Here is a 26,548-nt window from a genome sequence, read left to right on the forward strand (position 1 = left end):
GCGGTCAGACCCCGAAGGCCGCCTCGATCCGGTCGGCCGCGCGCTCGACGCCCCGCTCGGTCCGCACGCGCGCGCCGACCACCGCGGCCTGGCGCTGCAGCTGGGAGCCGGTGGCGGCGGTGAACGCCTGCCGCAGCGCCTCGACCGAGGTATGCCCCACCGCGACCGGTTGCGCCCCTGCGCCCACCTCGTGCACGCGGCGCCCGAAGAACGGCTGGTCCAGCGCGAAAGGCACGACGACCTGAGGCACCCCGGAGCGCAGCGCCTCGGCGGTCGTGCCCGCACCCCCGTGGTGGACGATCGCGGCCGTGCGGGGGAAGAGGAGGTCGTGCGGCGCGCCGTCGATGAAGAGGACGCGGTCGTCATACCTCTCCTCCAGCCCGGTGCCGCGCAGGGCGACGACCCTCAGGCCCGCGGCGAGCGCGCCCTCGACGGCGTGCTGCAGCGCCTCGCGCGTCTCGGGCAGGCTCTGGCTGCCGAAGCCGGCGTAGACCGGCGGCTCCCCCGCGGCCAGGAAGTCCTCGATCGACGCGTCGAGCGCGCTGCCCGCCGGCGAGTCGTGGAAGGGGTAGCCGGTCAGCACGATCCGCCGGCCGCTGACCCGCCGCGGCGCGATGAGCTGCGGGGTGTGGGCGATGAACGTCTCCACCCCGAGGGTATGCCGTGCCGCCCGCACCCCAGAAGCGCGCGGCACCCCGTGCTCGGCCAGCGCGGTGGAGACCGGCGAGCCCATGGCCATGGCCGGGCGCAGCGCCCGCAGACCGTCGACGAGGTTGCGTGCGGACCGGCCGGGCCGGGACGCGAACATGCTGGCATCGCCCCAGGTCGAGGGCAGCGCCGGGACGAAGAGCATGAGGGTGTGGGGCCGCGGGTCCCGGGCGGCGAGCTGCCCGGCCCACCCGAAGGTCAGCGCGGTGGAGACGACCGCGTCGTAGCGGGGCCATAGGTCGAGCAGCACCCGCGCCAGCTCGGGGGCCATCGCCTCGGCCTGGTGCCGCAGCGCCGCGACCTGCTGACCGATGTCCGCGCCGGCCATGATCTGGGCGACCGTGCCCTCGCGGTAGATCCGCATGGCGTCGACCCGGACCTCCTCGACGGCCAACCCCGCCTCGTGGATGCTCTGGGCGTAGTCGGTGGACGCCGTGACCCCCACCTGGTGCCCGCGCGAGCGCAGCTCCCGCCCCACCGCGAGCACCGGCTGGTAGTCACCCCGGCTGCCCCCGGCCAGGATCGCGATCCGCATACCCCCATCCTCGCAGGGGCGGGCCAGCAGGCTGCCCTCGCATTCCACGCCGGTGCCGAGGACCCAGGAGTAGATTCGCCCCGTGGACCTGTCGCCCCTCGGGGTTCGTGCGACGGCCGGCTCGCTGCGCGCTGCGGAGGGGGTCGTGCTGCCCCACGTGTGGACGGACGAGGGTGTCGTCGCGGGCCCGGCGACCAACGGGGCGCAGCTGCTGCACCTGTCGGTGGCGCTCTGCGTGCTCAACGACACGTACCGCGAGGCCGAAGCCCTCGGCACCAGGGTGGACGGCATCGTCGTCACCGCCGACGGCGGCTTCGACGAGGAGTGGCGCTCGACCGGGGTCAGGTATGCCGTGCAGCTCGACTCGACCGCCCCCGCCGCCGACCAGGCCGCGCTCCTCGAGCGGGTGACGCAGGTCGCGGAGATCCCGCGGGCGCTGCGCCACGGCACGACGGTGACCAGGGTCGACGGACCGGCCGAGGCCTCCTGACGTCACCGCGGACACCGCAGAGCGTTCCACCCACCCAACTCGACGATCCGCCGGTACCGTCTGGCCCATGACCTTCGCCAACGTCGGAACGATCGACGCGGTCCCCGGCAAGCGGGACGAGCTCGTCGAGATCCTCGTGCGCCGTTCGCCCGAGCTCGAGCAGGTCGGCTGCCTGATGTACGAGGTCGGCGTCAGCGACGACAACCCGGACACCGTCTTCGTCGTCGAGCTGTAGGCCTCCGCCGACGCGCACCAGGCCTCGTTGGGCCTGGAGAGCGTGCAGTCGGCCATCCAGGAGGCACGCCCGCTGCTGTCCGGCCAGATGGGCGGGTTCCGCTTCGACGTCGTCGGGTCGCCGCTGCGGGACTGACCCCCATGACGTCTCGGACCGGGCCATCAGGACGCCGATGAGTGACGTGGTCGTGAGCGCAGAACGGCAGAGCCTGTGGCAGCGGCTGATGTCTCCGACGCACCGCCGGGACGAGCACCGAGAACGCTGGATGCTGGGCGGGCCACGGAGCCGGTGGGTGCAGCTCGTCGTGACTCTCCTGGTCGCTGGTGGCCGCGCTGCGGGACGGCAGCGAGGTCCGGCTGCCGGCCGTCCCGCTCGACGCGCGGGGGGGCGGCCCGGAAAACGAGAGAAGACCGACCATCATGCCTGCGAAGCCCCGCCAGCCATGAGACCGCTGACGCTGGCCGGCCTGATGGCCGTCGGGCTCCTCACATTTGCGGCCTCGGGCTGTGGCGAGGCTGAGGAGACCGACGCCGCTGCTGAGTGGATGGGGACCGGCCCGGTGGTGGCGCATCGTGAAGCCGGGGACGGTGGTGGCATGGAGGCCCTGGTCGAGGGGCCCTTGGTGCTGTCCGAGGGGTGTCTCATGGTCGGCGAGTTCCCGGTCATCTGGCCGCACGGCACCAGGTGGGACGACGACCTGGGGGCCGTCCGGCTGTCGGACGGCCGTGTCGTCGCCCTGGGTGACCGGGTGAGCGGGGGCGGCGGATATCCCTACCTGTCCGACCTGGGGCCTGACCTCGCCGAGAGGCTGGCCGACTGCCCGACGAACGCCTACGGAGAGGTCGCGAGCTTCAACGCTGGCCAACGGATCTCCCTGTCCGAGTAGCACCCCCGACCCTCATCGCGTGCTGTCCACCCTTACCCCGACAGAGACTGCTGCGCTTCCACGTCGAGAGCAGGAGAGGTCTGCGTCCACCGCGCGAAGCCGTCCAGCAGCTCGTCCCGGCCTACCCCGATCGTGTCGCGGTAGGCCTGCTCGATCTGGTCCTCGTCGTGGCGCTGGTCCAGGTCGGTCAACCGCCCGGCCAGGTCGATGAGCGCCTCCTGTCCGTACGTCTCCTCGACGTAGTAGGCCAGGGCGACCGACTCCTGCACGTAGCTCTCGAAGCCGTCCAGGTCGTCGGGGTCCCGCGGCAGGGCGGGCAGCGCCGTCGGGGGGCCCGTGACAGCGAAGTGGTCGCCGACCTCGCTGAGGAAGCCGGCGGAGTAGGCCGGGTCGTCCACGGAGCTCCACCAGTACGCCATACCCTCCAGCACCCAGTCCTCCGGCCAGGTGTCCGGGTCCTCACCCCACAGGCCGGCATAGGCGGCGAAGTAGCGCAGCTCGGTCTGGCCACCCGGGCTCTGGCCGTACTCCTGCAGGTCGTCCAGGGCCAGGTCGAGGTCGAGGAAGAGGTGGCTCTGCACCGGGGTCCGGAACCCCGTCAGCCGGCCGGGCTCGCGGGGCAGGGGGTCCGGCGAGACCTTCAGCATCGACGCGGACCCGGGGCTCTGCGACCACCCGTGCTCGATGACCGTCTCGCCGGGGACCATCTGCACGACGAGACGCTCCCGGCCCTCTGCGACCGGCGGCAGCGTCGCCAGGCTCGCCTCCGCGGCGCGGTCGAGAGGGTCCAGGAGGCTCTCGGCATCCCCGGCACGTGACTGCTGAGCGAGCACCTGGACGCTGTGCCCCGTGAGGACGACCAGCTCCTCGCCGAGGTCCCACAGCTGGGGGTGCCCGAAGAACTCGCCGTTGCGCCCGTCGCTCGCGACGAGCAGGGGCGCCCCGTCGTCAGCCGCGGCGAACACCCACCGGTACTGCTGCAGCACCGGCACGGGGTCCGCGCCCGTGAACTGGTGACGCAGCCCCACATGGGCCACGGTGCCCTCTGACGGCGTGCGGGAGACCACCCCGTCCAGACGCAGCTCGCGCATCTCCAGCGGCGCGGTCCGCACCCCGTCGAACCAGGCGCGCTGCTGATCCTGCAGCTCAGGACCGACGAAGGCCAGGTATGCCTCGACGTCACCGGACTGGAGGGCGTCGTCCATCGCGAGCAGGGCCTCGTCGACCTGCTCGTCGCTGACCTCCAGATCCCCATCTTCCGATACGCCGCTCGGCCCAGGCTCTGCCGACGAACCCTTGGTGCTGAGGACGCCCCCGTCACACCCGGTCAGCCCCAGGACCGCCACCAGCACGACACCTGCGGCACGACCCCCTCCCCGTCCACCCATGCCGTGCAGCATAGGCAGTGGAAGGCCGTCGACGCGGCAGGCGGCGCGAGGAGACCGTCAGCGACCGAGCTGCACAGCCTCGAGAACGGCGCTCCCACCGTCGAGGACGCCGCCGACCGTGCCGTCCTGGTCGTCGGCCCCGGGCGGCGTGGCGTGCGGGTCGTCGGTGAGACGGACCGACCTGCAGCCGTAGTCGTCCACGACCACGCCGGTGAGGTCGCCGTCGTGGCTGAAGGCGACCATCCAGCGCGGGCCGAGGTCCGACGTGCAGGCCTGGTTCATGTCGACCAGGGCCAGGCTGTCCAGCGCCGAACGCAGGGCCGGCAGGTCCTCCGCCGCGACAGGCCGGGGGTCCCCCGTCAGCCGCCACCCGCGCTCGGTGACGCCCGCGTCGACGGTGGGGTCGACGTAGTCGTACTGGCACACCCAGGCCTCCTGCGGCTCGAGGAGGTGCGGCAGCTGCGCTGCAGCGCGCTCTGTGCCGAAGCCGAGCCCGGAAGGGTCCTCCCCGAGGGGCAGGTCCGTCGGGCAAGGACGTCCGTCCGCGGCCGCCAGCTCTCCTGGCTGCACCGTGGGAGGTTCGGCCGTGCCTGCCCACACCCCGCACCCGGAGAGGACCAGTGCAGCCGCTGACACACCGACCACCGTCCGCCGGCGGGCGGTCACTAGGCAAGACATCCTCGGCCGGGTCATGGTCCTCGCACCCTCCCACAGGATCTGTCCGTACGACCTCACGAACGGGCGGCTCTGCACGACGACACAAGCCGATCGAGCTCACGTCGGCCGGACCGCCCCGGCAGGCGCGTCACGCGGGCAGTTACTACCGTGACGGGATGAGCGAGCAGCAGAGCAGCAACGCAGGTCCCGAGGAGTCCGAGGCCCGGCAGGAGGCGGCCGGGTATGTCGTGAAGCGCGTGGAGAGCTGGGACGAGGGGGCCGAGCCCGAGACGATCCGGGAGGACCTGGAGGAGGGGATGGACGAGGCGCAGGTGCAGGTCGACGACGACGAGCTGGACCAGATGGCCGACGACATCCACGACGAGGGCAGCACCGGCACCCCCGAGGTGGAGTGAGCCAGGGCCTGCGGCTCCTGCTCCTCGCCGACACCCACGTGCCCAACCGGGCCAGGGAGCTGCCTGCCGAGGTGTGGGAGCAGGTGGCGGCGGCCGACGTCGTCGTGCACGCAGGAGACTGGGTCGAGCCGGACCTGCTCGACGTGCTGGAGGAGCGCTCGGCCCGGCTCGTCGCGGTGTGGGGCAACAACGACGGGCCGGAGCTGCGGCGTCGGCTTCCTGAGGTGGCCCGGGTCGAGCTGGAGGGTGTGCGGTGGGGCGTCGTCCACGAGACCGGCGCGAAGGCGCGTCGCGAGGAGCGGATGCGAGCGGCATACCCGGACCTGGACGTCCTGGTCTTCGGGCACAGCCACATCCCCTGGGACACCGAGCACGAGGGGCTGCGGCTGCTCAACCCCGGGTCACCGACCGACCGGCGGCGACAGCCGTACTGCACCTACCTGACCTGCACCGTCGCGGACGGCGTGCTCAGCGACGTCACGCTGCACCAGATCGAGAGGCGGTCGTCAGGGACGTGAGGGACTCGCTCGTCCGCCAGCCTGCCCCCCGGCTGCACTACTCTGGCGCTCGTCACCACGGGTTCGTGCCGCGGGGCCCGTCGTCATGGATGGATCGGAGGGGTCGTGGGGGAGGTGTTCTACCTCGTCGTCGTCCCGGTGCTGATGCTGGGCATGGGGGTGTGGACCTACCGGTCTCTCCGAACGACGGACAGCCAGGGTGCGGCAGCCTGGGTCTGGGACGACGGTTCGGTGGCGCAGGTCTTCAGGGCGGTCTTCGTCTGCGTCGTGGCTCTGAGCCTCACGTCGGTGCTCGTGATCTCGTGGGTCGTCGGCTTCGGGCTGCGCGGTCACTAGCCGACCCGACGTGGTCGTGCTCGACGAGGGTCGATGCAGAGGTATGCCGGGCGCGTCCGTGGTCAGCAGTCCGCTAGGTCCCGCAGGTCCCCGACGACTCGGTCGTCTTGGTCGCCGATGAGGACCCCGTCGCGGCTCAGATCAGCGACCTCGTCGACGGTGAACTCCACCGGGGACAGCTGCTGGGTGGAGTCCGCGGGCTCGGCGAGCGCGACGTAGCCACGGCCTTCCTCGAGAGTTGGTGGGTCGTCGGAGGCGTAGGGGCCGAGCACCTTCTCCTCGCGGTTGCGCTGGCCCGTCTCCCACTCGCCGACGAGGGTGCCTGCGTCAGGGTCGGCGGCCCCGTCGCCCTCGGCCTGCCGGATGCTGACGGTGGCGATGTCGTCCTCACCGCAGCTGTCCCAGACGACCATCAGGTCGCCATCGAGGGACGTGACGCCGGTTCGGCCGACCATTTCGGGTTCGTCTCCCGGAGCACAGGCGCCCGCGAAAAGGACTGCTACGGCGATGGACCCGGCGCGGCGCATAGTGTGACCCTAGGGAGGCTCGTCAGCGTTGTCGACCGTCTGCACGGCAGCGCGGGCCGGGGCCTATTGTCTGTTTCAGCATGAAGCGCGTCATATGTCTCTCGCTGGCAGCGTCAAGGACCGCAGCCTGAACTGATCACGTCGACGCCAGGTCGTCCGTCAACCTACAGGGGTCACCCGTGAGTCCGGTTTTCTTGATCGTGGTGGCAATCGGACTTCTGGCGGGGCGTCTGATGGTCGTTCGTCGGATGTCGGCCGACGGGGTGACGCCAGCGCACCGGCAGACCATGGAAGAGTCCATGACCGGTCTCTGGGCCTTCATCGCGCCCCTGGTGGGTGTTGTTCTGTGCGTGCTGGGGTTGCTTCTGGCTGCTGAGAGCGGTCGAAGCCGATGGTTGCTGTTCCTCGCTGCTGTACTCTTCTCGGCCGATCTGGTGCTCGTTCTCCGTCAGCGACGGCGGCTCACGGGCAGGTGGATCGGGGTTGGCGGGTCGACCACCGGAGCGAGGGCTCGCGCCCGTCACCTGAGCGTCCTCGCGGCATTCTGTCTTGTCGGCTTCTACGCCCTGACCTGGTCGGCGGAGCAGGAGGCCGGGATCTGGACGCTGGTGCCGGCCTACGCGCTGCTCGTGACGTTCCTGGTGCTCATGGTCGCCGTCGGGTTTTCGATGATCACAGCGCTGCAGACGCGGGAGGAGGACGTTCAACGCGGCGAGTAACGTCACAGCCATGACGCAGACCCCGGACGAACGCGACGTCGAGACCCGCGCACAGCTGCTCCCCGAGGAGCAGGCCGGAGGCAGCGACGCTCCGCGCGACCAGGCGGAGGCCATCCTCGAGGAGTCGCTCGAGAGGACCGAGGACCCGGAGGGCACCCAGCACTCCTCGACCCAGACACCCGGCTAGGAGCTCCGTCCGCCACCCTCGCGGGCGGGCCCGCCGCTCCCGCACCCGGTCAGCAGGAGTAGGCCACCGTAGACTCGACAGGTGAGCACCCCTGCGCCGTACCTGACCATGGAAGACGTCATCGGCGACACCCCGCTGGTCCGTCTGCAGCGTCTCCCGGGCGCCGAGAACGAACGCCGCGGCAACGTGCTGCTCGCCAAGCTGGAGGGGAACAACCCTGCTGGCTCGGTCAAGGACCGGCCGGCGATCAGCATGATCCGGGGCGCTGAGGAGCGGGGGGAGATCGCACCCGGCGACACCCTCCTGGAGGCCACCTCCGGCAACACCGGGATCGGCCTGGCGATGGCGGCGGCGATCAGCGGCTATCCCCTGGTCATCGTGATGCCCGAGGACGCGTCCACCGAGCGGATCCAGACGATGAAGGCCTATGGAGCCGAGCTGGTGCTCACCCCGGCCGGGGGTGGCATGGAGGAGGCCCGCGACGTCGTGACGCGGATGGAGCAGGAGGGGCGGGGCCGGGTCCTGGACCAGTTCGGCAACCCCGACAACCCTCGCGCCCACGAGCACGGAACGGGCCCGGAGCTGTGGCGCCAGACCGGCGGCCGGATCACGCACTTCGTCTCCGCGATGGGCACGACCGGCACCATTACCGGAGTCTCGCGGTTCCTGAAGTCCCGCAACCCCGCGGTGCAGATCGTCGGGGCACAGCCGGCAGAGGGCTCGAGGATCCCCGGGATCCGCGCATGGCCGCCGGAGTACGTGCCGCGGATCTTCGACCCCTCAGGCGTGGACCAGACCATCGAGGTCGCCCAGGCGGACGCCGAGGAGACGGCCCGCCGGATGGCCCGCGAGGAGGGCATCTTCGGTGGTCCCTCCGCGGGCGGCGCCTGCTGGAGCGCCCTCCGGGTCGCCGAGGAGGTCGAGGGGGCGACGATCGTCTTCGTGGTCTGCGACCGCGGTGACCGCTACCTGTCCAGCGGCGTCTTCCCCTCCTAGCCTGCCTGCCTGACGGCCAGCATCCGCTGCCGCAGGGCGGGCGGCGTCCCACCCCGGCTCCTCGACGAGCCTGCTGCGGGTCCAGCAACTAGCCTCACTGCCCACCTATCGGCGTCTTGTGAGGAAGGGCCATCATGTCGCAGCACGACCGGGGACCAGCACACCGAGCAGAGCAAGACCGACGAGCGCAAGATGTACCTGATCTTCGCCGCGATGATCACTACCTCGACGGTGACGATGTTCCTGCTCACCTACACCAATGCCTGGACGTGGGCGCACATGACGTTCAGCGAGGAACGCGTCTACATGGCGCTGCTCATGGGCTCGGCGATGGCTATCATCATGCTCGGCTTCATGTGGGGAATGATGTACAGGAACGTGAGGGTGAACCTGGCGATCATCGCCGGTGCCCTCGTCCTGGGCGTGAGCGCGCTGTGGCTCTCCCGCTCGCAGACCTTCGTCGACGACCAGGCCTACATGACCGGGATGATCCCGCACCACTCGATCGCGATCCTCACCAGCGAGCGCGCCGACATCGACGACGTCCGGGTGCGGGAGCTGGCCGACGAGATCCTCGAGGCGCAGCGTCGCGAGATCGCCGAGATGAAGTGGCTCTTGGACGACATCGAGAGGAACGGCGCGGTCACCTCGCCGCAGGAAGCAGAGCAGCGCCCTGTGCCGGACTTCTCCGCCAACCGCTGAGCGGACCGAGGACCGGCCGGTCGGTGGGATCAGGTCGGCGGCGGCGGTGGCTCGTTCGAGCCGAGCAGCCGGTGCAGCTCGCTCGTCACGCTCGGCCGCTGTTCTCGGCGCGGTCTGCGGCCGCGACCCCGCTCGCCGGCGTTCACCCGGTTCAGGAGGTCCTGCAGGTCCTCCACCACCTTGGCGAGCTTCCTCGACTGCGCGCGGTGGACCACGAGGTGGGGCGTCTCGGTGCGGTCGCCCGAGGGCACCTCGACATCTGCCCGGGTCATCCGGTGCGCCAGGGCACGCACCCCGTGCGTCTCCTCGGCGGAGGGCCAGCGGTTCAGCTCGACCGTGAACGTGGCGATCCCCCAGGGACCGACGTCTGGTTCCCCCAGGAGCCCCTTGATGCGAAGGTCGTTCTCCGTCACAGACCGCACGCTATAGCAGCGTGCGCCCCGTCTGACGCGTGAGGCGGCTTGCTCGTCGCTCGGCCGGTCGGAGCGAGGACGGCGCCCCGGGCCGACTCGCCCCCGTGTGCCCGCGGGTCAGGTGTCCCGTGGCGGCGTGAGCGCGTCGACGAAACGCGCGAGGGAGGTCGGGTCGGCTGCGGCGTGCGCGGGGACCAGCTGACCGATCGACATACCGAGACACCCGGGCTCGCGCCAGAGCGCGCTCAGGGCCTCGCCGAGCTGCTCCACGGTCGGGCCTGAGTTGCGGCCGTTGACGTTCTCGGCCAGGGGGGCGTCGAGGAAGTCCAGCACATCGACATCGACGTGGACCACGAACGGCCCGTCAGGCAGAGCGGCCCTGGCCTTGCGCGCGGCCGCCGTGGGGTCCGCCACCAGCTCCTCCTGGGTGGTCACCGGGAGCGCGAGCCGGTCGACCTGCTCGCGCTCCCACTCGGTGGCCTCGCCGGCGGGTTCGACTCCGAGGTAGCTCAGGTGCGACGGATCCAGGAGCGGGGACCGGCCGGTCAGCGCGACCAGCGACTGCTCAGCACCCGGTATGCCGAGCGCGTGCGCCATACCCATCCAGCTGAGCGACCCCTCGATGGTCGAGTCGGGTGTGTTCAGGTCGAGGTGACGGTCCACGTAGACGAGGTGGGGCTCGATCCCGGCGTCGGCCACCGCCGCGCACAGCCCGAGCGCCACCGTGCAGCTCCCGCCGAGGATCAGCAGGCGGGCGTCGGGAGCGACGAGAGGAGCCGCCGCGTCGGCCAGCGCGCGGAGGGCCTCGACCTCCTCGTCGAGGTTCTGGGCCCGCGGGCGCTGCTGGTCCGGCTGCCAGAGGTGGACCGGGAGGTCACCCAGGTCGTCGACCTGGTGCCCGGCGGCCTCCAACGCAGCCACGAGACCGCCCTCGCGCAGAGCGGCCGGCGCGTGCTCGACGCCGACGCAGTAGGCAGCCGCGCTGCTGGGGTAGCCGAGGACGTTGATTTTCGCCATCCCTCGAGGATGCCCCATGAGCACGCCGGTGGCGCGACCGCGACCAGGTCGGTGGTGCGGCCGGGCCACGGGTGGCGCGAGGTGGTCCGCGCAGTGCCAGAACCGGGCGGGTGGTGTAATCGCCCCATGCGAATCTTCTTCACCGGGGGCAGCGGCAAGGCCGGCAAGCACGTCGCGCCCTACCTGGCCGAGCAGGGTCACCAGGTCACCAACGCCGACCTCGTCCGCCTGAACCATCCGGACGTCGCCGACCTGCGGGTCGACCTCACCGACGCCGGCGAGACCTACTCGGCGCTGGCAGGGGCGGCGACGATGGACGAGCTGGAGCTGGAGAAGAAGCCTGCCTACGACGCTGTCGTCCACTTCGCGGCGGTGCCGGCGATCCTGATCGCCTCCGATGCGCGCACCTACGCGACGAACGTCCTGAGCACGTACAACGTGCTCGAGGCCGCGACGCGGCTGGGTGTCCGCAAGGTCGTGTTCGCGTCCTCGGAGACGACCTACGGCATCTGCTTCGCCCAAGGCGAGCGGCGACCGCAGTACGTGCCGGTCGACGAGGACCACCCGACGGTGCCGGAGGACTCCTACGCCATGTCGAAGGTGGCCAACGAGGTGACGGCCCGCTCCTTCCAGGCGCGCACCGGTGCCAACGTGTACGGCCTGCGCATCAACAACGTCATCGAGCCGCACGAGTACGCCGAGATGTTCCCCGACTTCCTCGACGACCCGTCGCTGAGGCGGCGCAACATCTTCGCCTACATCGACACCCGCGACCTCGGCCAGATGGTGCAGCGGTGTCTGGACGTCGACGGGCTCGGCTACGAGGTCTTCAACGTCGCGAACGCGGACATGTCCGTCGCGCTGACGGCGCAGGAGGTTCAAGACCGCTTCTACGACGGGGTGACGCTGAACCGACAGATGGGGCGGGACGAGACCTTCTACTCCATCGCCAAGGCCCGCGAGCTCCTCGGGTATGCGCCGCAGCACTCGTGGCGCGACGTCCTGACCGATCCTCGACCGGAGGCCTGACCCCAGGCGTCTGTGGTGTCGACGTCCCGGTTGGCTATCGGGGTCGTGCGGTGACGGCGCGATAGGGGAACCCGTGCTGGTCTGCATGCTCGAACTCGAGCCCCACCGTCTCTCCGGGCACGAGTTCTCGTAGCCCTGTCGACTGGATGCAGCTGAAGTGGACCCAGCAACCACCTGGTGTGTGTGGTGAGTCCACGACGCCCCACCCCTGGTCGGGGAACCAGTTGCGCACGACGGCCGGGACAGAGTGGTCCGTCGGGCGCGTCGACTCTGGTGCGGCGGCGGGCGTGGGGGCGTCGATGGCCTCCAGATCGACCAGGTAGTGCACGTGGCGATCGCGGTCGTCGCGTGCATCGAGCCGCTCGATCGGTCGGGTGCTCGGTGCGCCCCGGCGATCTACGAGCAGGGCGCTTGTGAGTCGCCAGTCGCGGCGTAGGTCGAGGGGGTAGAACGCGTCCCATTCATACTGGCGCACCACAGCCGGGCGGCCTACCGCTGCGTATGCCGCTCCTAGGTCGACCTGGACGAAGTCAGGGGAGTACCTCTCGAGTCCTTCGTGACCATCGACAGTGCGAACCGGCCAGCTGGTGCTGGGCTGGAGCAGCAGCAGGCCGACGCTGGTGTCCATGACTGCGCTCTGCCGCCAGGTCGCGATCACCTGCCCTTGCAGCCGGTAGGTGTTGTCACCGTCGACGACCTCACCGACGGCGCGCAGAACGGTGTTGCCGTCGTCTGACGTCGGACCGAGAGAGGTGCAGGACATGCACACTCCCGTGCGGTGCAGCACCTGCCCCACCCGAAGCTCGGGGACGTCACCTTCATGGACGAGTCCAGTCGAGAGGAGGGTCCACACCTCCTCAACCTAGCCGTCTGGCCGAGCCCGCGCACTGGCCCCCGTCTGATCTCCCCCGCCGAGGCCGCCGCCGCGTACGATCGGCGGCGTGCAGCTTCCGACCCTGCTGGTGATCGACGTGCAGCGAGCTTTCGACGACCCGGCGTGGGGAGAGCGGAACAACCCGGATGCCGAGACCAACGTCGGTGAGCTCCTGGCCGTGTGGCGTGAGCTCGGCGCACCCGTCGTGCACGTCCGCCACGAGAGCGCTTCGCCCACGGGGCTGTTCCGACGTGGCACGACGGCCTTCGAGTTCAAGCCGGAGGCGCGGCCGCTAGCCGGCGAGGTGGTCCTCGACAAGCGGGTCAACAGCGCGTTCATCGGGACCGACCTGCACGAGCATCTGCGGGCCACCGGGGCCGACTGCGTCGTCATCGTCGGCCTGACCACCGATCATTGCTGCTCGACGACGGCGCGGATGGCGAGCAACCTCGGGTTCGACACATGGTTCATCGCGGACGCCACGGCCACCCACGCCCGGGCGGGGTTCGACGCCGAGACGATGCACCGGACTGCCCTCGCAAGCCTGGACGGGGAGTTCGCCGAGGTCATGACCGCGGATGAGGCGGTGTCACGTCTTCGCGCGTTCGCCAGGTGACCGGGGTGCGGGGCTAGGGTCATTCCCAGGGCATGTCCCGCAGGATGTCTTGCGGGCGCGCCAGCACGGTGTAGAAGAACAACGAGGCCGTGGCGCAGGCGACCATGATGGCCGCCATCGGCACCGCTGAGTCGACACCGAACAGCCCGCTGACCGGCGAGATGAGCGCGCCGAAGACGAAGTTCGACGCCCCCAGGAGGGCGGCAGCCGCTCCGGCGCGCTCACCGTGATCGGCCAGCGCGATGCTCGGGCTGTTGGGCATGACGAAGCCCACCGACCCCATCAGCAGGACGATGCCGCCGACGATGGCCCAGACGCTGAGATCCACCAGCGCGGCGGTGAGCAGGGCCAGGGCGATGGCGAGCATCGAGGGCAGCGCCACCCGCAGCACCGCGGCCGGGTGCACCGTGCGCACCAGAGACCCGTTGATCTGGCTGGTGACGGTGAGCGCTCCTGCGCCGGCGGCGAAGACGAAGGCATACTGCTGCGTGGTCATCCCGTAGAGCCCCTGGAAGACGAAGGTCGCGCTGGAGATGTAGGCGAACAGGCAGCCCATCGCGGTGCACGCGGTCAGGACCAGACCGATGTAGCGGCGGTCTGAGAGCAGCACCTTGTAGCTGGCCCACAGGGTCCGCGGACCGAAGTGGCTCCGTCGCTCCGGGGGCAGGGTCTCCTTGACGAGGACCAGCGCCAGCACCGCCAGCAGCAGCCCGAAAGCGCTCAGTGCCCAGAAGATGGTCCGCCAGCTGCCGAAGATCAGGAACTGAGCGCCCAGTGTCGGCGCCAGGATGGGGGCCACGCCGACCACCAGGAAGAGCCGGGAGATGAAGGTCGCCAGCCGGGAGCCGCTGTAGAGGTCGCGGACCATGGCCTGGGACAGCACCATGCCGGCCGCGCCGGTCAAGCCCTGCACGAAGCGCAGCAGCAGCAGCACCTCGATCGAGGAGGAGACCGCGATGGCCGCCGACACCAGGACGTACACAGTCAGCGACGCGATCAAGGGTCGGCGTCGGCCGAAGGAGTCCGACAGCGCCCCGATCAAGAGTTGACCGGTAGCGAGCCCCACCAGGGTCGCGGTGAGGGTGAGCTGCACCGTGGCCTCGGTCGTGGACAGGTCCTCGACGACGGCCGGGAAGGCGGCGAGGTACATGTCGATCGTCAGCGGCCCGATCGCCACAAGCGCCCCGAAGAGCAGCAGCCGGCCCACCGGGGAGGGCTCGGTGCTGGTCTGAGAAGGTGCGGTGGGCGCTGCGACGGGGGCTGGTCTCACCAAGGGACCAAGGTGCATGCCGTGCTCGATATTCCCGGCAGCGAGCGCTAGGAGGCTGGTCGACAGGCCGGTGCCTCCTCGCCGGGACCGCCTGCGTCTCGGGAGGTCCCGGGGGTTCAGGCTAGGTTCATGCGCCATGTCCTACACCGTCGCGCGCCGCATACCGACCCCCGAGGAACACCGCCAGCTGTCTGATGCTGTGGGCTGGGCTGACGCCTTCTGGTGGGAGGCGATGCCCGCATCCCTTCTCGGCTCGATCTGCGGGGTGGTGGTGCATGAGGACGCCAGCGGCGATCTTGTGGGGATGGGACGGGTGGTCGGGGGTGGGGCGTTCTACTTCTACATCCAAGACGTGGCTGTGCATCCAGAGCACCAAGGCCGCGGACTAGGACGAACCATCGTGAACGAGCTCGTCGATCAGATCACGCACCAGGCGCCTGGTCACTGCTTCGTCGGTCTGTTCTCCACGGCCGACGCCGAGTCGCTCTACCAGAAGCTGGGATGGCGGGAGCACGAGATGCGAGGAATGTGGAAGGTCCTCAGGCCGTGACGGCGGCCCGTTCAGGCCGACGCTGAGGCACGGGCAGAGATCTGTTGCACGGCCCAGCCATTGCCATCCGGGTCGCGGAAGAACACGAACCCGACGTTGTCCAGCGCCGTCCCACCCTGCCGCACCGCATCCGCGTTGCCGCCCACGACGTTGATCTCGCTGACCGCCACACCGCGCTCGGCGAGCTGCGCGCGCGCCCGAGCGACGTCAGCGACGACCAGCTGCATACCCTGGAGCGAGCCCGGAGGCATGTGCGCAACGACGCCCTCGCCGATGACGATCGAGCAGCCGGAGCCCGGCGGCGTCAGCTGGACGACTCGTTGACCCTGGCCAAGCACGGTGTCGTGGTCGACAGCGAAGCCGAGCTTGTCGGCGTAGAACGCCTTGGCCCGGTCGACATCGGCAACCGGCACGACCACAACTTCCAGTGTCCATTTCACGGCAAGCTCCTCGATCCGCTCGTCTGACTACGTCACGGCATAGTTGACCCGCCGTCCGAGGTGAACTCATCGGGCACGTGGTGGGTCAGCGGCATGGCCAGATGCGACCGGACCGGCTCTGAACGGGATGCCCGCCACGTACGATCAGGGGTGTGCCGCTTCCGACTCTGCTCGTGATTGACATGCAGCGGGCCTTCGACGACTCCTCGTGGGGAGAGCGCAACAACCAGGATGCCGAGGCCCACGTCGGTGAGATCTTGGCCGTATGGCGCGAGCTGGGCGCACCCCTCGTGCACGTACGCCACGAGAGCGCTTCGCCGACTGGGCTCTTCCGCCGCGGCACGTCAGCATTCGAGTTCAAGCCAGAGGCGCAACCGCTGCCGGGCGAGACGATCCTGGACAAGCGGGTCAACAGCGCGTTCATCGGCACCGACCTGCTTGAGCATCTGCGGAGCACAGGGGCCGAGCACGTGGTCATCGTCGGATTGACCACCGACCACTGCTGCTCGACCACGGCGCGTATGGCCAGCAACCTCGGGTTCGAGACGTGGTTCGTCGCAGACGCGACTGCCACCCACGCCCGGGCCGACTTCGACGCCGAGACGATGCACCGAACTGCCCTCGCGAGCCTGGACGGGGAGTTCGCCCGCGTCATGAGCACTGCAGAGGCCATCGGGCACCTCCACGCGATGGCATCCTCGATCTAGCGGGACCTTCGTCCGTTGAGCTTGAGGCCAGGCTCCCCATGTCATGTGCGCAGTTCGTGAGACCGCTTGAGCCCCCGGGCGGTGAGGTGCCACAGGACCCATGTAGAGCCGAGGAGGACGAGGGCCATCGAGATCCAGGCCCCGGCCTGTAGGCCGGCCCGACCGCCCAGGACCCACGCGACGTCGGGGGTCACGGCGAGCAACACGGCTGCGGCGGGCAGCAAGAGGATGTGCATGAGCGTGTGTCGTCGGCCCCAGAGGTTACTGATGACGGCGAGTACGAAGACGGGTATCCACATGGGCAGCACGCTCATCATCGAGGCCATCAGAAGGGGCAGCGCGGAGCTGGCGTAGTTGATGGTTCGACTCACGACGCCAGAGGGACCACTGGTCTCCACGACCGTGTAGGCACCCCATGCGAATGAGAGGAGCAGGAGCGCGAGTAGGCCCAACATCTGGGGCAGGATGATCACCACGGGCACCCAGGGGCGGGCCAGGGATGATGAGGCACGGCGCCTGGGCGAGCCGGAGGTTGGCCGGTGGTCTGCGTAGGCCTCTTGTGCCACCGCCTCGGGCGGACCCAGTTCGTCGAGCACGGCCTGGATGTCGTCGGTGCCGGGTTCCGCTCTGCCTGCCAGCGAGGCGTGGACGTGTTCTCGGACTCCGGCCAGCACTTCGGCTCGTTCTCCGGGGTCGAGATCGCCCAGGAGATTGCGAAGGTCCTGCTCGTAGCTGATCCACAGCGGGTGCTCGGTGGCCATCATGCCTCTCCATCTCTGAGGGCCGCGTCCACCGCGTCCCGGAACGGAACCCACGCCAGACGAAATGCTGCAAGCGCCTCAACACCTGCACCGGTGAGCTCGTAGTAGCGGCGCGGGGGGCCCTCGGTGGACTCCTGCCACGTGGTACTGACCAAGCCGGCCTTACGCAGCCTGGCCAGCAGCGGGTACAAGGTGCCCTCACTGGACATCAGGACCTGCCCGGCCGCGAGTCGCCGAGCGATATCGAGACCATAGAGCCGCCCACCCTGCAGCATCGCCAGGACGCAGTACTCCAGTGCACCGCGTCGCAGCTGGGTCAGGATGAGTCCCTCGCCAGATACCATGCTGCACAAGCTACCAGGGAGGAAGGCCAAGGATCACCTGCTCCAGCATCGCGATCGACAGGGCGCGCGAGAGCGCACAGCCCGGTTGTGGCGAGAGCGGATGTTTGCGGCGTGCTCCTGGGTGGGGTCACGCTGAGGGTGTCCGTGGTGATGGCCAGCGGCGCATTCGACTGGATGGGTCAGACGGCAACGGTGGAGGCCTTGCGTGGAGGTTTTGGTGGTACCCGATCCTCGCGTGACGCCGGCTGCTCCCCATGTCTCACGGCACTGCGATGCTGGGGATAGGCACCCCTATCCGAATCGCGGGTAGAGAACGGGGCAACCTTTTCGGACGAGTCCGGCTAGTAGTTCATAGACGAGGGTTCGACGAGGAGGTTTGGGTGGGTGCGGGTGCACGGCGGCAGCGCGACGCCGAGTTCACGGCGTTCGTGGAGCAGGCGGGCCCTGAGCTGTTGCGTTTCGCGTGGTTCTTGACCGGTGAGGTGCACGCGGCCCAGGACCTGGTGCAGGGCGCGCTGCTGCGCACGTACCGCGCCTGGCGTCGGGTCGATCCTCCACGGGCAGTGCCGTACACGCGCAGGGTCATGGTCAACCTGTCCCGTCAGGAATGGCGGCGCGGCGGAGCCGGGCGCGTGCTCCTCGGCGAACGCACGGGAGAGCTGCTGGCGCCGGCGCCGGACCATGCGGACGCTGCCGGGGAGCAGGACCGATTGGTGCGTGGGTTGCGGCAGCTTCCCTTGAGGCAGCGGACCGTGGTCGTACTCCGCTACTACTGCGACTTGTCCGAGCAGCAGTGCGCCGACGAGCTGGGAATATGTAGCGGGGCCGTGAAGAGCGCGGGCTCGCCCGCCTGCGGGAACACCTCGTGATGCAGGAGGTCCATCCATGAGCACCGACATCGAGCAGCAGCTCCGGCAGGGTCTCGCTGAGGCGACGACCCCGGTCGATCTGGTGCTGGACCCCGCCGAGGTCACCCGTCTCTCGGCACGTTCCTACGGGCGCCGCCGCACCAGGCGGGTCCTCGCGGGGGGTATGGCGTCGCTGGCCGTGCTCACCGCGGGCGCCTGGGCGGGGGGATGGTTGCCGGGCGATGCGCAGAGTGCGCTGCCGGCCTCGCCCTGGACCTGCCCTATCACCCGCAGCGGCGACGAGATGGGCGCCGGCACCATAGCTACTGACCAGGTCGACGGCGCGATGCTTCCCCGTCGAGGGCGGCGGCACCGTGGTCGCCGCTGAGGTCCAGGGGTGCGGTGGCGTCATGATGTTCGCTACCTCGACGGCCGGGCCTGACTCGCTGCCCGAGCAGCTCGACGTCCAGACGGCGATAGGTGCGGACGCGGACTCCTCCGACCAGTTGATCGGGCTCGAAGGCGTCCTGCGGGTCGGTGACCGGCCCGTCATCGGTCGAATGACGACGGCGAACGTCGAGCAGCTGGCGGTCCTGACCACGGATGGTGTGACCGCCGTGCCGCAGGATGAGATCGTGCCGGTCCCCGGCACCGACATGGTCACCTACCTGATCCAGGGGCCGGCCGCTGAGGCCACGGAGATCGCCACCACCTGGCGCAGCCGTGACGGACTCCACCACGTCGCCCCCCGCTCCGTGACGTCCGAGGCACGAGACCAGGACGCTGTTCCCGGGGTCCGCGCCACCCAGTCGTGGGTCGGGCAGCAATCCGACGGCAACCTATGGTTCATGCGGCTCGGGCAGGTCACCGGACCCGTTGACGCCGACGGCGACCCGGTCGCGGTCCGGTTCGACACCTCGCTCGACGGTCAGGTCGAGCTGCTGGTCGTCGGACCCAAGCCCGGCATGGTGTCGCTCGACGACCCTGACCCGCCACCCGGCGAGAGCGCCGGTGACGCGTGGGAGCTCATCGAGACGGTGCCGCTATCGGGCCAGTCCTTCGTGGGTGAAGAACCGGTCCACGCCGAGCTGGTGACCCTGACCGGCCTGACGCCTCACCAGCCGATGCCGCCGATGAACTGGACACCCGCCGACGGCAGCACCCCACAACAAGTGGAACTCATCGAGCCCTGAGGGCGGCAGAAGAGTGCGATCACGTCTGAAACGATGCAGAAGCCGGTTCGTGAGATGCGGGCGCCTGTGCATTTTGCCGCAGACTCCAGGCCCGGGAGTGGCGGACACCAGCGGCCGCTGAATCACGTTGTCCCTATGACCGATACCCTCTCGGCGGCGGGAAAGCACTGGAGTTAGGAGTCGCGATGGGCGGACCGCTCGGGATGAGCAGGGCTAAGCAGGGCCTCGGCAGGGCGGTCCATGGCACCGACAAGTTCGTGCGCGCCAGGTCTGCCCAAATCGTCGGGCGGGCTGGCGATGTTCGGCGCACCGCCGTGAACACCTCCGGGAAGCGAAGCTCGAAGAAGCTAGACCCCTACCAGGACGCGATAGCCGAGTACAACGGCGCCTTCACCGCCATGAACGATAAGGGCCTGTCTTTGCTCCGCGAGCGTGAGCGCTCGACGGATCTGATCGAATTGGTGGAGCAACTGGTGAACAGCATCGCCAAGACACCGAAGGCATTCGCGACTGCCTTCAAGGAGATCGACGCCCGTAAGACCAAGTTCGTCGACGCGAAGGAGTTCGCCCGCAAGGACCTTGAGGCCGCGCGCAGGTCGGCCGGCCGCGCGGGCGCCGGACTCACTGCAGGAGCCGCGATCGCGACTATGACCCCGACCGCCGCCATGTGAGCAGCCACCACCTTTGGCACCGCCTCCACCGGCACCGCCATATCCACCCTTTCCGGAGCCGCTGCGACCAACGCCGCCTTGGCCTGGCTCGGCGGCGGCGCCATGGCAGCTGGAGGCGGAGGCACCGCCGCGGGCAGTGCACTACTCGCACTCGCGGGGCCCATTGGCTGGACCGTCGCCGGCGTCACGCTCTTCACATCAGTAACGCTCTTCGCCACGAAGAAGATCAAGACCCGAGCAGCAAAGCACGAGGAACTGACTGCTGTGAAGCAGAACATTGCGCTCGTCAAAGGTCTGGAAGCTCAGATCGACCATCTACTTTGGCGCACCGCATCGTTGAACGAGCACCTTATGAAGAGCTACGGCGGAGTCATGGAACTGTCGGGCGCGAACTTCACTACGTTGTCCGCAACGGAGCAGTCTCAGCTCGCCGCATTGGTTAACAACACGAGGGCCTGCGGTGCCCTGCTAAGCGAGCACATCGAGCAACCTGCAACCAATGAGTGACACTGTGCGGCATGCCAAGAACAACCAAGAGCAAGCGGTCGCTTCGTGGGTCAACTACCTCAACCAGCTGCGGCTCGACAACCTGCTTGCAGCTTTCGCGCGCCAGGACGAGAACCTCCAGAGCGCGCTCAGCAGCCTTGACGAGGCGCTCCGAGAGATTGACCTCGAAGTAGTCACTACCAACAGGGGCGGAGCCAAGGGCATGCACGGCTTCATCGCCGAAGTGGCCCAAGTCGGCGTGGGTAACGCTCGGAGCCAGGTCCTCGGAGAGGGCACCGTCTACGAGTGGGTGAACGACAACGGACCCGTGGACCTGGTCCGCAGCGGTGTGGAGATCCAGCAGAAATTCGTGGCAGCCGGAGGTCGCTTCAGCCTTGGCGCGATCACAGAACACGTCCACAAGTACCCCGACTTCGTCAAGAACGGCGGACGGTACCAGATCCCCGCGGACCACTTCGAGATGATCCAGAAACTGCACACGATGGACTTGGAGGAGGCGGGCAAGCAGTTGACACGCGGCATGGGCGGCCCGTCACTCCGGGACTGGGAGAGGGTGCGCTCCTTCTTGGACGAGGGCTCCGTTGGCCTCGAGTCTCTCGAACCCTCAGACCTGCGATACCACGAAGTGCAGCGAGGAGCCTACGGCTCAACCCTGGGCGCGGAGACGGAGAAGCTTCGCTCCACCGACCAGTCCCTGCGGGCTAACGCGTACCAGGAGAGCCATCCGACGCCGCGCGAAGGCGCCAAGGCTACGTCTACGGCCGCTGCCATCGAGGGCGGGACCGCATTCGTGCTGGCTGTAGTGGAAAAGCGCTGCGGAGGGAAGACACTAACGAAATTCACGAGCGAGGACTGGGCCGACATCGCCGGCGACACCGGTTTCGGCTTCGTCAAAGGCAGCGTCCGCGGCCTCAGCATCTACTCGCTCACGAACTGCACGGCCACGCCCGCAGCCGTCGCCAGCTCGATCGTCACCGCAGCGTTCGGCATCGCGGAACAGGCGCACCGACTGCGTCGCGGTGAGATCAACGAGCTGGGGTTCATCGAAAACGCTGAGCTCGTCGCTCTCGAAGCTGCAGTCAGCGCCCTGTCCTCCTTCGTCGGACAGGCACTCATCCCCGTGCCCGTCCTCGGCGCAGTCATCGGCAACAGCGTCGGCATCGTGATGTACAAGGCGTGTTCCTCCTCGCTTTCCAAGCGCGAAGTGGCGCTGATCGAGCGCTACCTGCACGAACACCTCGCGCTCGACAAGCAGCTCGCCGCCGAATACCAGAGACTCATCGACACCCTCGAAGCGAGCATGACCCACTACGTTGACGTACTCCAACGGGCCTTCTCTCCCGACATCGGTGTCGCGCTCCTGGGATCGGTCGAGCTAGCACTGCAGGTCGGCGTCGCCTCGGAAGACGTCCTCGATTCCGAAGAGAAGATCCTCGCCTACTTCCTCCACTAGCAACGACCGGCGACTGCGGCGTCAGCGTCGGTGCGCGGCCAGATCGGCGGCAGAAGCGCGCGATTGGCGGCGCACCACCGGGGTCTACTTGCAGCCCTTCTCGAACCCGTGAGGGACGACCCGTGTGGTGCCTTACTGGCTGCCCGGCCGCGATCCAGAGACTACCCCGACGCGGCAGGAGCGTGCGTACGCGACGCCCCTTAGACGACGTCGGGGAACCCGTTGCGGACACATGAATGAGTAATCGCGTGTCGCCTGACTGTGTCGATGATGCTGCCTTGCGCAAACTACGCGTCGAGGAGCAAACTCAGGCATCGCCTGAGCACGTGGGAGGAGGTAAGTACGGTGGGCATACTTCTGGTCTGGATCGGCGGTGCGCTCATGGCAGTCGGCCTTGTCATCCTGCTGGTCGGAATCTTCATGCCGCGCGAGGGGGAGCGTGCCGTCGCTGGCCAGTCATGGTTCAGGGAGTTCATTGAGGCGCTGTTGACTCGAATCGACAAGCTCTATGCGGCGGTTCTGCGGGCACGCACACGTCGTCGGCAGATGCAAGCACTCGGCTCCGCCTTGCTGCAAACTGGCTTCTACGTGCTGGTGATCGCGGCAGCCGTGGTGCTATTTTCGCCTCGCGATGGAGGTGGCGGCACGGACGATGACAGCAGCACGACAACCGCCGCCCTGAGCGTCCTCGAGGTGACGACGACATCTCAGTAACCGCACCTCGGACAGCGGGTCTTGGTCTCACGCTCCGACGTCGCGTACCCCATAGGCGGCATGTGCGGATTCCCGATGGTCCTGATGGGGTGCGGGTTGCGGGTGTGGCGTTGGGTGGGTGAGGGCGGTGCGGGGTTTAGTAACTCCCGAACGTCCGTCCGCGGCGCCATAGCTTCGTGCCGTTGCTGAGGTGCAGTTCGGTCCGAGGGCGGCGCAACGCGCGTTTGACGGTGACGACCCTGGTATCGATGTGGGCGTACGCGTCCAGGACGCGTAGTTGTTCGTCGAGGACCTGGCTGTCGTCCTCGGGGCTGTAGGTGAAGTCGATCCATAGGTAGCCGCCGGGGAAGGTCAGCTCGAACAGTTCCCCGTCCAGGCAGAGGTCGACCTCGCCCTCACGGTGCGGCACCTGGATAGTCCACGCGAGGCCTCCGGGGTAGTTCGGTGTCCGGGTTCGGATGCGATATCCGCGCCGCGAGCAGTGTTGTTCGACAACGGCCGCCAACGGTGCCCGGAGCACCTGTTCCTGTCGGTAGGGCATGACGATGTCGATCATTCGCGCGACATAACTTCCCCCCTTCCTGTCCCCAGAAGCGTCGCGTCCGAGGTAGAGCAGTTCGTCGAGGCTGGAGTCCTCGATTCGACCTTTGCTGCTGATGACCCCGGCGACCCAGGAATCGAGGGCCGCCCGGGTGCGGGCGTCGTCAGTCTCGGGCCGGTCTTCGGCGTCCGGTTCAGCCGCAAGCTCAGCTTGCACTCGCCGCAGGGCCCCAACCTGTCGTCTTGTCAGCTGCATCGATCGAATCCCCCGCAGTCCAGAACACGTACCACCCTGTTGCCGGACACGGTATGGGAGTCGGCTCGACAGCAGGAGGGCACGCAGCAGAATCGGTGACTGTCAGCGGCCGTCGCAGGATTCATCATTGAACTCCTTCAGCGATGTGACCCTGCCTGGGTCTCCCCAGAGCACCTGCTCCGGCCGTAGGTCCTGAAGGTCCTCCTGGGTGAAGGTGACGTGGTCTGTGGAGGCCGAGTTGGTGTCGGTCCACCCGTACATCGCGTACACCTCGTCTTCGGACAGGGTGACCGCTTCGGCAGCATCGTCCCAGTCCGACGTCGTGTCGAGTTGCCATTGAGCGGTGCCGTGGACCGGGTGCGGGGCGACCCAGGACCCGGCCTCGGCCATGGCCTCGTCCTCGACCTCGGCCTCGTAGTCCTGCGCGTATAGGGTCACCCCGTCGATGCTCTCGTCGCAGACGTGCAGGAAACCGACCGGGTGGCCGTGCTCCGTGACACCGACACCGGTGGCACCTACCCCGCGTGGGGTGCACGACGCGCACACACCCGCAGCCACCACGACGAGCAAGGCCTTGGCTGGGGGGCGCATATCGCGAGCCTATGCCGGATGAACATCAGAGGGCTTCACGCAGGTTCTGTCTAGCCCTTCCCACAGACACCCGGGCGCAGCACTTCCGGCCGAACGAAGCCCCCCCGCGGCAGAGTCGGACGTGTGTGCGGCCCTGGCGACGATGCTGCCCACGGCGCGCTGCGACGCGGTACGTTGCCCGTGTGGACCCTGTAACGATTGTCCTAGTCGTCGTCGCGGTCCCAGCCCTCGGGCTGTTCCTGGTCAGTCTGGTCTTGATCGTCCTGTTGTGGCGCCGTCAGGAAGGTCGACGAATGGGGTCGATCGCCGAGAACTCGGAGCCTGCCTCGCTGCTTGACCCCGCACAGGACCGCCGCCGCAGGAACGCCCGTCAAAGGGGTCTGATGGGCTGAGTTGCCCTGGTGGAGCACAATCTGACCGCGGCAAAGTCGGACGAGCGTAGCCGTCCTCCACGCGGCATGACAGTACGCCTTAAGCCCGCCGATCTTCCATCCTGCCTTCGTGACGCCTGGCTCTGCGTCGACCGGCAAAGCCAAGTTGCCAGGCGGATGTTCGACGGGCCACCTCTTCGCGTCGCGACTGCCCTGGGCTCGCTGGACAGTTCGACCGCGGCCACGAACGCGGTGGCTCACAATATGGCCCGCTCGGTGCGTTCTCTGCTGGTGCACTTGAGCGGAGGTGGGTCCGAGGATCGCGGTCTCGTCCTGGCTCACCGTGACCCCGACGTCGAGTGGGGTGGTGGAATTGATGGCTGACGGCTCGATGCACTTAACCCTGGGAGACGGCGTGCCCGCCCACCCACACGGGGCGCGACGCCACACCAGCGGATGACCGGTCACAGAAAACTAGCCTCGGGTCGGGAAGGGTTCATCTCGTCCGGGAGGGATCAATTTCGCTCGCTCACCGCACGCGGCGCATCGATACTCAAGCCGGACGACCATCCCGTAATACCCTCCCTCGAGAACCGCGCCACGGGCCGACACGTCCTCAACGCGCTCAAAGTCGACACCGCCGCACGTGAAGCACCTCGCTCGCCCCGGATCCATCACCCGACCCATCATGGAGCCCCATGCATCATCAGCCAAGGGCTGATGACTCTGCCACGTCGCTTCATCACCCACAACGGCGGATCTACTGTCGAGACGCCTGGTCGAGAGGTCCTGCATCGTGGGGTGGGCCGCCTGGGCGCGCGAGATTGGGAAGCCCCCTGTCAGGTCCGCTCCGAGCATTAGTGTGCATGTGACGGGCCAGGCCCGCTATGAATCATCTAGCTAGAGGGGATGCGTGTCTGCCATGAACCCACGGGACGTAGATCTGACTCAGGGCTTGCTCATTGCGGTGGCCGCGGTGCTCGTCGGTATTGCTCTCGTGCTGGGAGACATCACCCTGCCCCGCAGCGTGGTTGGGGGCAGCATTCTCGTCCTCGCTGGCCTCTGCTGGGCCATCGCGGCTTTCCTCCGATGGCGGCAGACCCACATTTCAGCATGACTCGGCACTGCCTGCAGGGCGATGCTTGCTCTGCACCAGCGCCGAAGCAGCCGACCGGCGGCAATTGCGCGCCCGTCCGGGTCGGACGCGAGGGCTCTGCGCGTCCCTTGTGTCAGCGCCATATCGTGGGGGAATGGGAGAGCAGCACTCGGATCGCCACTATGTGAACGACTACTTCTTTCTGCCCCTAATCGATGACCCGAGGGACAGCGTGACGCTTCTGCGCATCGACCCGACGCCCGATGGTCGCGTGTGTATCCATCTGCACCGGGCCGTGAATTGCGCGGCTTTCGGGATGCGGTTCGGGAGTGTCGCTGAGCCGGTCTGGCAACCTGTCGCGGAACCGACCGTCACACTCCTGGCTCCTGCGCGAGGCAGTGCCGGGCTCACCGAACCCGAGACTGTCCTGGCTGAGGTGGGTGAGTTCCTTGCCGGTGTCGTCGTGGGAGATGGGGGGATCGATGCGTGGGGGTTCAAGAGTTTGATGTCCAATGACGAGTGGGTCCTGCATCTCACTGCGTTGGCGAGGTTGCATGAGCGACTCGAACCGGCACGAAGCAGTGGCGTGGCAGAAGATCCTAGGGTCGCGGCCCGGATGAGGGAGATCGCTCAGTCCTCGGACTCACATACCGGGGCGCTGCGGGAGTGGCTGGCCCAGGCACAGGAGGTCGCCGAGGACGTCGTCGCCGCTGCGAAAACGCGAGCTCATGAGCGGCGAGTCCAGGAAGTGCTCGACGGCCTAAATAAGCACGGGGTCGAAGACACTCGAGCGAGCACCAACCCAGACCTACCGCGGATCTCCACCGACTGATCCCGAGCGTCGGACTGCATGACCGGAGCGCGGCAGTTGTGTGCGTAGTCGTCTGTAATACACTTGGCGTGTGAGCGAAGCGTTCGACCTGGAAGCGCTCGATGACATCGAGCCCTTCGAGATCGACCAGCAAGCCGCTCACCTGTTCGAGCATC

Annotated in this window: 35 protein-coding genes; 22 read left to right on the forward strand and 13 right to left on the reverse strand. The window is 68.4% G+C overall.

Annotated elements, in window-relative coordinates; translation table 11 throughout:
• Window positions 1-4: 4 nt before the first annotated feature.
• Window positions 5-1,243 (reverse strand): glycosyltransferase, encoded by a 1,239-nt coding sequence (locus tag EUS26_RS12635; RefSeq protein WP_130014186.1) that lies wholly within the window; start codon window positions 1,241-1,243, stop codon window positions 5-7.
• Between the two features lie 82 nt (window positions 1,244-1,325).
• Here EUS26_RS12635 and EUS26_RS12640 point away from each other — a divergent pair, with 82 nt between their 5' ends.
• The 3 genes from EUS26_RS12640 to EUS26_RS12650 all read left to right on the forward strand — a co-directional run bounded on the left by EUS26_RS12640 (window position 1,326) and on the right by EUS26_RS12650 (window position 2,854).
• Complete coding sequence (locus tag EUS26_RS12640; RefSeq protein ID WP_130014187.1) at window positions 1,326-1,733, forward strand: OsmC family protein; 408 nt, start codon at window positions 1,326-1,328, stop codon at window positions 1,731-1,733.
• Window positions 1,734-1,800: 67 nt separating this feature from the next.
• Entirely contained in the window at window positions 1,801-1,968 is a 168-nt protein-coding gene (locus tag EUS26_RS17630) for an antibiotic biosynthesis monooxygenase family protein (protein WP_337590222.1), read from the forward strand.
• A 595-nt stretch (window positions 1,969-2,563) separates the two neighbouring features.
• Window positions 2,564-2,854 (forward strand): hypothetical protein, encoded by a 291-nt coding sequence (locus tag EUS26_RS12650; RefSeq protein WP_130014188.1) that lies wholly within the window; start codon window positions 2,564-2,566, stop codon window positions 2,852-2,854.
• 32 nt (window positions 2,855-2,886) lie between these two features.
• Here EUS26_RS12650 and EUS26_RS12655 read toward each other — a convergent pair whose 3' ends face one another.
• Complete coding sequence (locus EUS26_RS12655) at window positions 2,887-4,242, reverse strand: hypothetical protein (RefSeq protein ID WP_130014189.1); 1,356 nt, start codon at window positions 4,240-4,242, stop codon at window positions 2,887-2,889.
• 57 nt (window positions 4,243-4,299) lie between these two features.
• Window positions 4,300-4,878, reverse strand: a complete 579-nt coding sequence (locus EUS26_RS12660; RefSeq protein WP_130014190.1) for a hypothetical protein — start codon at window positions 4,876-4,878, stop codon at window positions 4,300-4,302.
• Window positions 4,879-5,075: 197 nt separating this feature from the next.
• On the opposite strand from EUS26_RS12660, the gene EUS26_RS12665 reads away from it, so the two are divergent.
• The 3 genes from EUS26_RS12665 (at window position 5,076) to EUS26_RS12675 (ending at window position 6,169) form a co-directional block, all read left to right on the forward strand.
• Window positions 5,076-5,315 carry a hypothetical protein gene (locus tag EUS26_RS12665; protein WP_130014191.1) on the forward strand — a complete coding sequence of 80 codons (240 nt, stop codon included), beginning with the start codon at window positions 5,076-5,078 and terminating at the stop codon, window positions 5,313-5,315.
• Window positions 5,312-5,833, forward strand: coding sequence for a metallophosphoesterase family protein (locus EUS26_RS12670; RefSeq protein ID WP_238148972.1), 522 nt, complete (start codon window positions 5,312-5,314; stop codon window positions 5,831-5,833). The genes EUS26_RS12665 and EUS26_RS12670 overlap by 4 nt, the downstream gene beginning before the upstream one ends.
• 105 nt (window positions 5,834-5,938) lie before the next feature.
• Window positions 5,939-6,169 (forward strand): hypothetical protein, encoded by a 231-nt coding sequence (locus tag EUS26_RS12675; RefSeq protein WP_130014192.1) that lies wholly within the window; start codon window positions 5,939-5,941, stop codon window positions 6,167-6,169.
• A 62-nt stretch (window positions 6,170-6,231) separates the two neighbouring features.
• On the opposite strand, the gene EUS26_RS12680 is transcribed toward EUS26_RS12675, so the two are convergent.
• Window positions 6,232-6,624 carry a hypothetical protein gene (locus tag EUS26_RS12680; RefSeq protein ID WP_130014193.1) on the reverse strand — a complete coding sequence of 131 codons (393 nt, stop codon included), beginning with the start codon at window positions 6,622-6,624 and terminating at the stop codon, window positions 6,232-6,234.
• Window positions 6,625-6,875: 251 nt separating this feature from the next.
• Here EUS26_RS12680 and EUS26_RS12685 point away from each other — a divergent pair, with 251 nt between their 5' ends.
• The 4 genes from EUS26_RS12685 to EUS26_RS12695 all read left to right on the forward strand — a co-directional run bounded on the left by EUS26_RS12685 (window position 6,876) and on the right by EUS26_RS12695 (window position 9,300).
• The gene (locus tag EUS26_RS12685; RefSeq protein ID WP_130014194.1) at window positions 6,876-7,415 is read left to right on the forward strand and encodes a hypothetical protein; all 540 of its coding nucleotides are present in this window, start codon (window positions 6,876-6,878) and stop codon (window positions 7,413-7,415) included.
• A 10-nt stretch (window positions 7,416-7,425) separates the two neighbouring features.
• Entirely contained in the window at window positions 7,426-7,602 is a 177-nt protein-coding gene (locus EUS26_RS16990) for a hypothetical protein (RefSeq protein WP_165368609.1), read from the forward strand.
• 81 nt (window positions 7,603-7,683) lie between these two features.
• A complete protein-coding gene (gene cysM, locus EUS26_RS12690) occupies window positions 7,684-8,598 on the forward strand; it encodes a cysteine synthase CysM (protein ID WP_202865140.1) in 915 nt (304 codons plus the stop codon).
• Between the two features lie 192 nt (window positions 8,599-8,790).
• The gene (locus tag EUS26_RS12695) at window positions 8,791-9,300 is read left to right on the forward strand and encodes a DUF305 domain-containing protein (protein WP_130014195.1); all 510 of its coding nucleotides are present in this window, start codon (window positions 8,791-8,793) and stop codon (window positions 9,298-9,300) included.
• 29 nt (window positions 9,301-9,329) lie between these two features.
• Here the strand turns inward: EUS26_RS12695 and EUS26_RS12700 are convergent, their stop codons facing one another.
• Both EUS26_RS12700 and EUS26_RS12705 read right to left on the reverse strand, forming a co-directional pair.
• A complete protein-coding gene (locus EUS26_RS12700; RefSeq protein ID WP_130014196.1) occupies window positions 9,330-9,713 on the reverse strand; it encodes a hypothetical protein in 384 nt (127 codons plus the stop codon).
• A gap of 117 nt (window positions 9,714-9,830) precedes the next feature.
• Entirely contained in the window at window positions 9,831-10,730 is a 900-nt protein-coding gene (locus tag EUS26_RS12705; protein ID WP_130014197.1) for an arginase family protein, read from the reverse strand.
• 126 nt (window positions 10,731-10,856) lie between these two features.
• Between EUS26_RS12705 and EUS26_RS12710 the strand changes: the two genes are divergently transcribed.
• Window positions 10,857-11,759: an NAD-dependent epimerase/dehydratase family protein gene (locus EUS26_RS12710; RefSeq protein ID WP_130014198.1), complete on the forward strand. Its 903-nt coding sequence runs from the start codon at window positions 10,857-10,859 to the stop codon at window positions 11,757-11,759.
• A gap of 34 nt (window positions 11,760-11,793) precedes the next feature.
• On the opposite strand, the gene EUS26_RS17135 is transcribed toward EUS26_RS12710, so the two are convergent.
• Window positions 11,794-12,612 (reverse strand): S1 domain-containing protein, encoded by an 819-nt coding sequence (locus EUS26_RS17135; RefSeq protein WP_202865141.1) that lies wholly within the window; start codon window positions 12,610-12,612, stop codon window positions 11,794-11,796.
• A gap of 88 nt (window positions 12,613-12,700) precedes the next feature.
• On the opposite strand from EUS26_RS17135, the gene EUS26_RS12720 reads away from it, so the two are divergent.
• Entirely contained in the window at window positions 12,701-13,249 is a 549-nt protein-coding gene (locus EUS26_RS12720) for a cysteine hydrolase family protein (protein ID WP_202865142.1), read from the forward strand.
• Between the two features lie 19 nt (window positions 13,250-13,268).
• Here the strand turns inward: EUS26_RS12720 and EUS26_RS12725 are convergent, their stop codons facing one another.
• Window positions 13,269-14,519, reverse strand: a complete 1,251-nt coding sequence (locus tag EUS26_RS12725) for a multidrug effflux MFS transporter (protein WP_165368610.1) — start codon at window positions 14,517-14,519, stop codon at window positions 13,269-13,271.
• 136 nt (window positions 14,520-14,655) lie between these two features.
• On the opposite strand from EUS26_RS12725, the gene EUS26_RS12730 reads away from it, so the two are divergent.
• Window positions 14,656-15,069, forward strand: coding sequence for a GNAT family N-acetyltransferase (locus tag EUS26_RS12730; protein ID WP_165368611.1), 414 nt, complete (start codon window positions 14,656-14,658; stop codon window positions 15,067-15,069).
• Window positions 15,070-15,080: 11 nt separating this feature from the next.
• Here EUS26_RS12730 and EUS26_RS12735 read toward each other — a convergent pair whose 3' ends face one another.
• On the reverse strand, window positions 15,081-15,509 hold the full coding sequence (locus EUS26_RS12735; RefSeq protein WP_130014202.1) for a VOC family protein: 429 nt from the start codon (window positions 15,507-15,509) through the stop codon (window positions 15,081-15,083).
• Window positions 15,510-15,661: 152 nt separating this feature from the next.
• Here EUS26_RS12735 and EUS26_RS12740 point away from each other — a divergent pair, with 152 nt between their 5' ends.
• Window positions 15,662-16,216: a cysteine hydrolase family protein gene (locus EUS26_RS12740; RefSeq protein ID WP_202865143.1), complete on the forward strand. Its 555-nt coding sequence runs from the start codon at window positions 15,662-15,664 to the stop codon at window positions 16,214-16,216.
• Window positions 16,217-16,257: 41 nt separating this feature from the next.
• Here EUS26_RS12740 and EUS26_RS12745 read toward each other — a convergent pair whose 3' ends face one another.
• Window positions 16,258-16,980 (reverse strand): HAAS signaling domain-containing protein, encoded by a 723-nt coding sequence (locus EUS26_RS12745; protein ID WP_130014204.1) that lies wholly within the window; start codon window positions 16,978-16,980, stop codon window positions 16,258-16,260.
• Window positions 16,977-17,321, reverse strand: a complete 345-nt coding sequence (locus tag EUS26_RS12750) for a PadR family transcriptional regulator (protein ID WP_130014205.1) — start codon at window positions 17,319-17,321, stop codon at window positions 16,977-16,979. Before EUS26_RS12750 ends, EUS26_RS12745 begins: the two co-directional genes overlap by 4 nt.
• 380 nt (window positions 17,322-17,701) lie before the next feature.
• On the opposite strand from EUS26_RS12750, the gene EUS26_RS12755 reads away from it, so the two are divergent.
• From EUS26_RS12755 to EUS26_RS12780, 7 genes are all read left to right on the forward strand, one after another.
• Window positions 17,702-18,190 carry a SigE family RNA polymerase sigma factor gene (locus tag EUS26_RS12755; protein ID WP_238148973.1) on the forward strand — a complete coding sequence of 163 codons (489 nt, stop codon included), beginning with the start codon at window positions 17,702-17,704 and terminating at the stop codon, window positions 18,188-18,190.
• Between the two features lie 16 nt (window positions 18,191-18,206).
• Window positions 18,207-18,557: a hypothetical protein gene (locus EUS26_RS12760; RefSeq protein WP_130014206.1), complete on the forward strand. Its 351-nt coding sequence runs from the start codon at window positions 18,207-18,209 to the stop codon at window positions 18,555-18,557.
• 22 nt (window positions 18,558-18,579) lie between these two features.
• The gene (locus EUS26_RS12765) at window positions 18,580-19,362 is read left to right on the forward strand and encodes a hypothetical protein (RefSeq protein ID WP_130014207.1); all 783 of its coding nucleotides are present in this window, start codon (window positions 18,580-18,582) and stop codon (window positions 19,360-19,362) included.
• A gap of 185 nt (window positions 19,363-19,547) precedes the next feature.
• Window positions 19,548-20,033, forward strand: coding sequence for a hypothetical protein (locus EUS26_RS17140; protein ID WP_202865144.1), 486 nt, complete (start codon window positions 19,548-19,550; stop codon window positions 20,031-20,033).
• Window positions 20,034-20,111: 78 nt separating this feature from the next.
• The gene (locus tag EUS26_RS17145; protein WP_202865145.1) at window positions 20,112-20,540 is read left to right on the forward strand and encodes a hypothetical protein; all 429 of its coding nucleotides are present in this window, start codon (window positions 20,112-20,114) and stop codon (window positions 20,538-20,540) included.
• On the forward strand, window positions 20,533-21,993 hold the full coding sequence (locus EUS26_RS12775; RefSeq protein ID WP_130014208.1) for a hypothetical protein: 1,461 nt from the start codon (window positions 20,533-20,535) through the stop codon (window positions 21,991-21,993). The genes EUS26_RS17145 and EUS26_RS12775 overlap by 8 nt, the downstream gene beginning before the upstream one ends.
• Before the next feature lie 345 nt (window positions 21,994-22,338).
• A complete protein-coding gene (locus EUS26_RS12780; protein WP_130014209.1) occupies window positions 22,339-22,707 on the forward strand; it encodes a hypothetical protein in 369 nt (122 codons plus the stop codon).
• A gap of 136 nt (window positions 22,708-22,843) precedes the next feature.
• Here the strand turns inward: EUS26_RS12780 and EUS26_RS12785 are convergent, their stop codons facing one another.
• Window positions 22,844-23,503: a hypothetical protein gene (locus tag EUS26_RS12785; protein WP_130014210.1), complete on the reverse strand. Its 660-nt coding sequence runs from the start codon at window positions 23,501-23,503 to the stop codon at window positions 22,844-22,846.
• A gap of 102 nt (window positions 23,504-23,605) precedes the next feature.
• A complete protein-coding gene (locus tag EUS26_RS12790; protein ID WP_130014211.1) occupies window positions 23,606-24,094 on the reverse strand; it encodes a hypothetical protein in 489 nt (162 codons plus the stop codon).
• Between the two features lie 1,621 nt (window positions 24,095-25,715).
• Between EUS26_RS12790 and EUS26_RS12795 the strand changes: the two genes are divergently transcribed.
• Window positions 25,716-26,393 (forward strand): hypothetical protein, encoded by a 678-nt coding sequence (locus EUS26_RS12795; protein ID WP_130014212.1) that lies wholly within the window; start codon window positions 25,716-25,718, stop codon window positions 26,391-26,393.
• Window positions 26,394-26,548: the final 155 nt, after the last annotated feature.

The sequence above is a fragment of the Serinicoccus sediminis genome, assembly GCF_004153545.1.
GTDB classification, from domain to species: Bacteria; Actinomycetota; Actinomycetes; order Actinomycetales; family Dermatophilaceae; genus Ornithinicoccus; species Ornithinicoccus sediminis_A.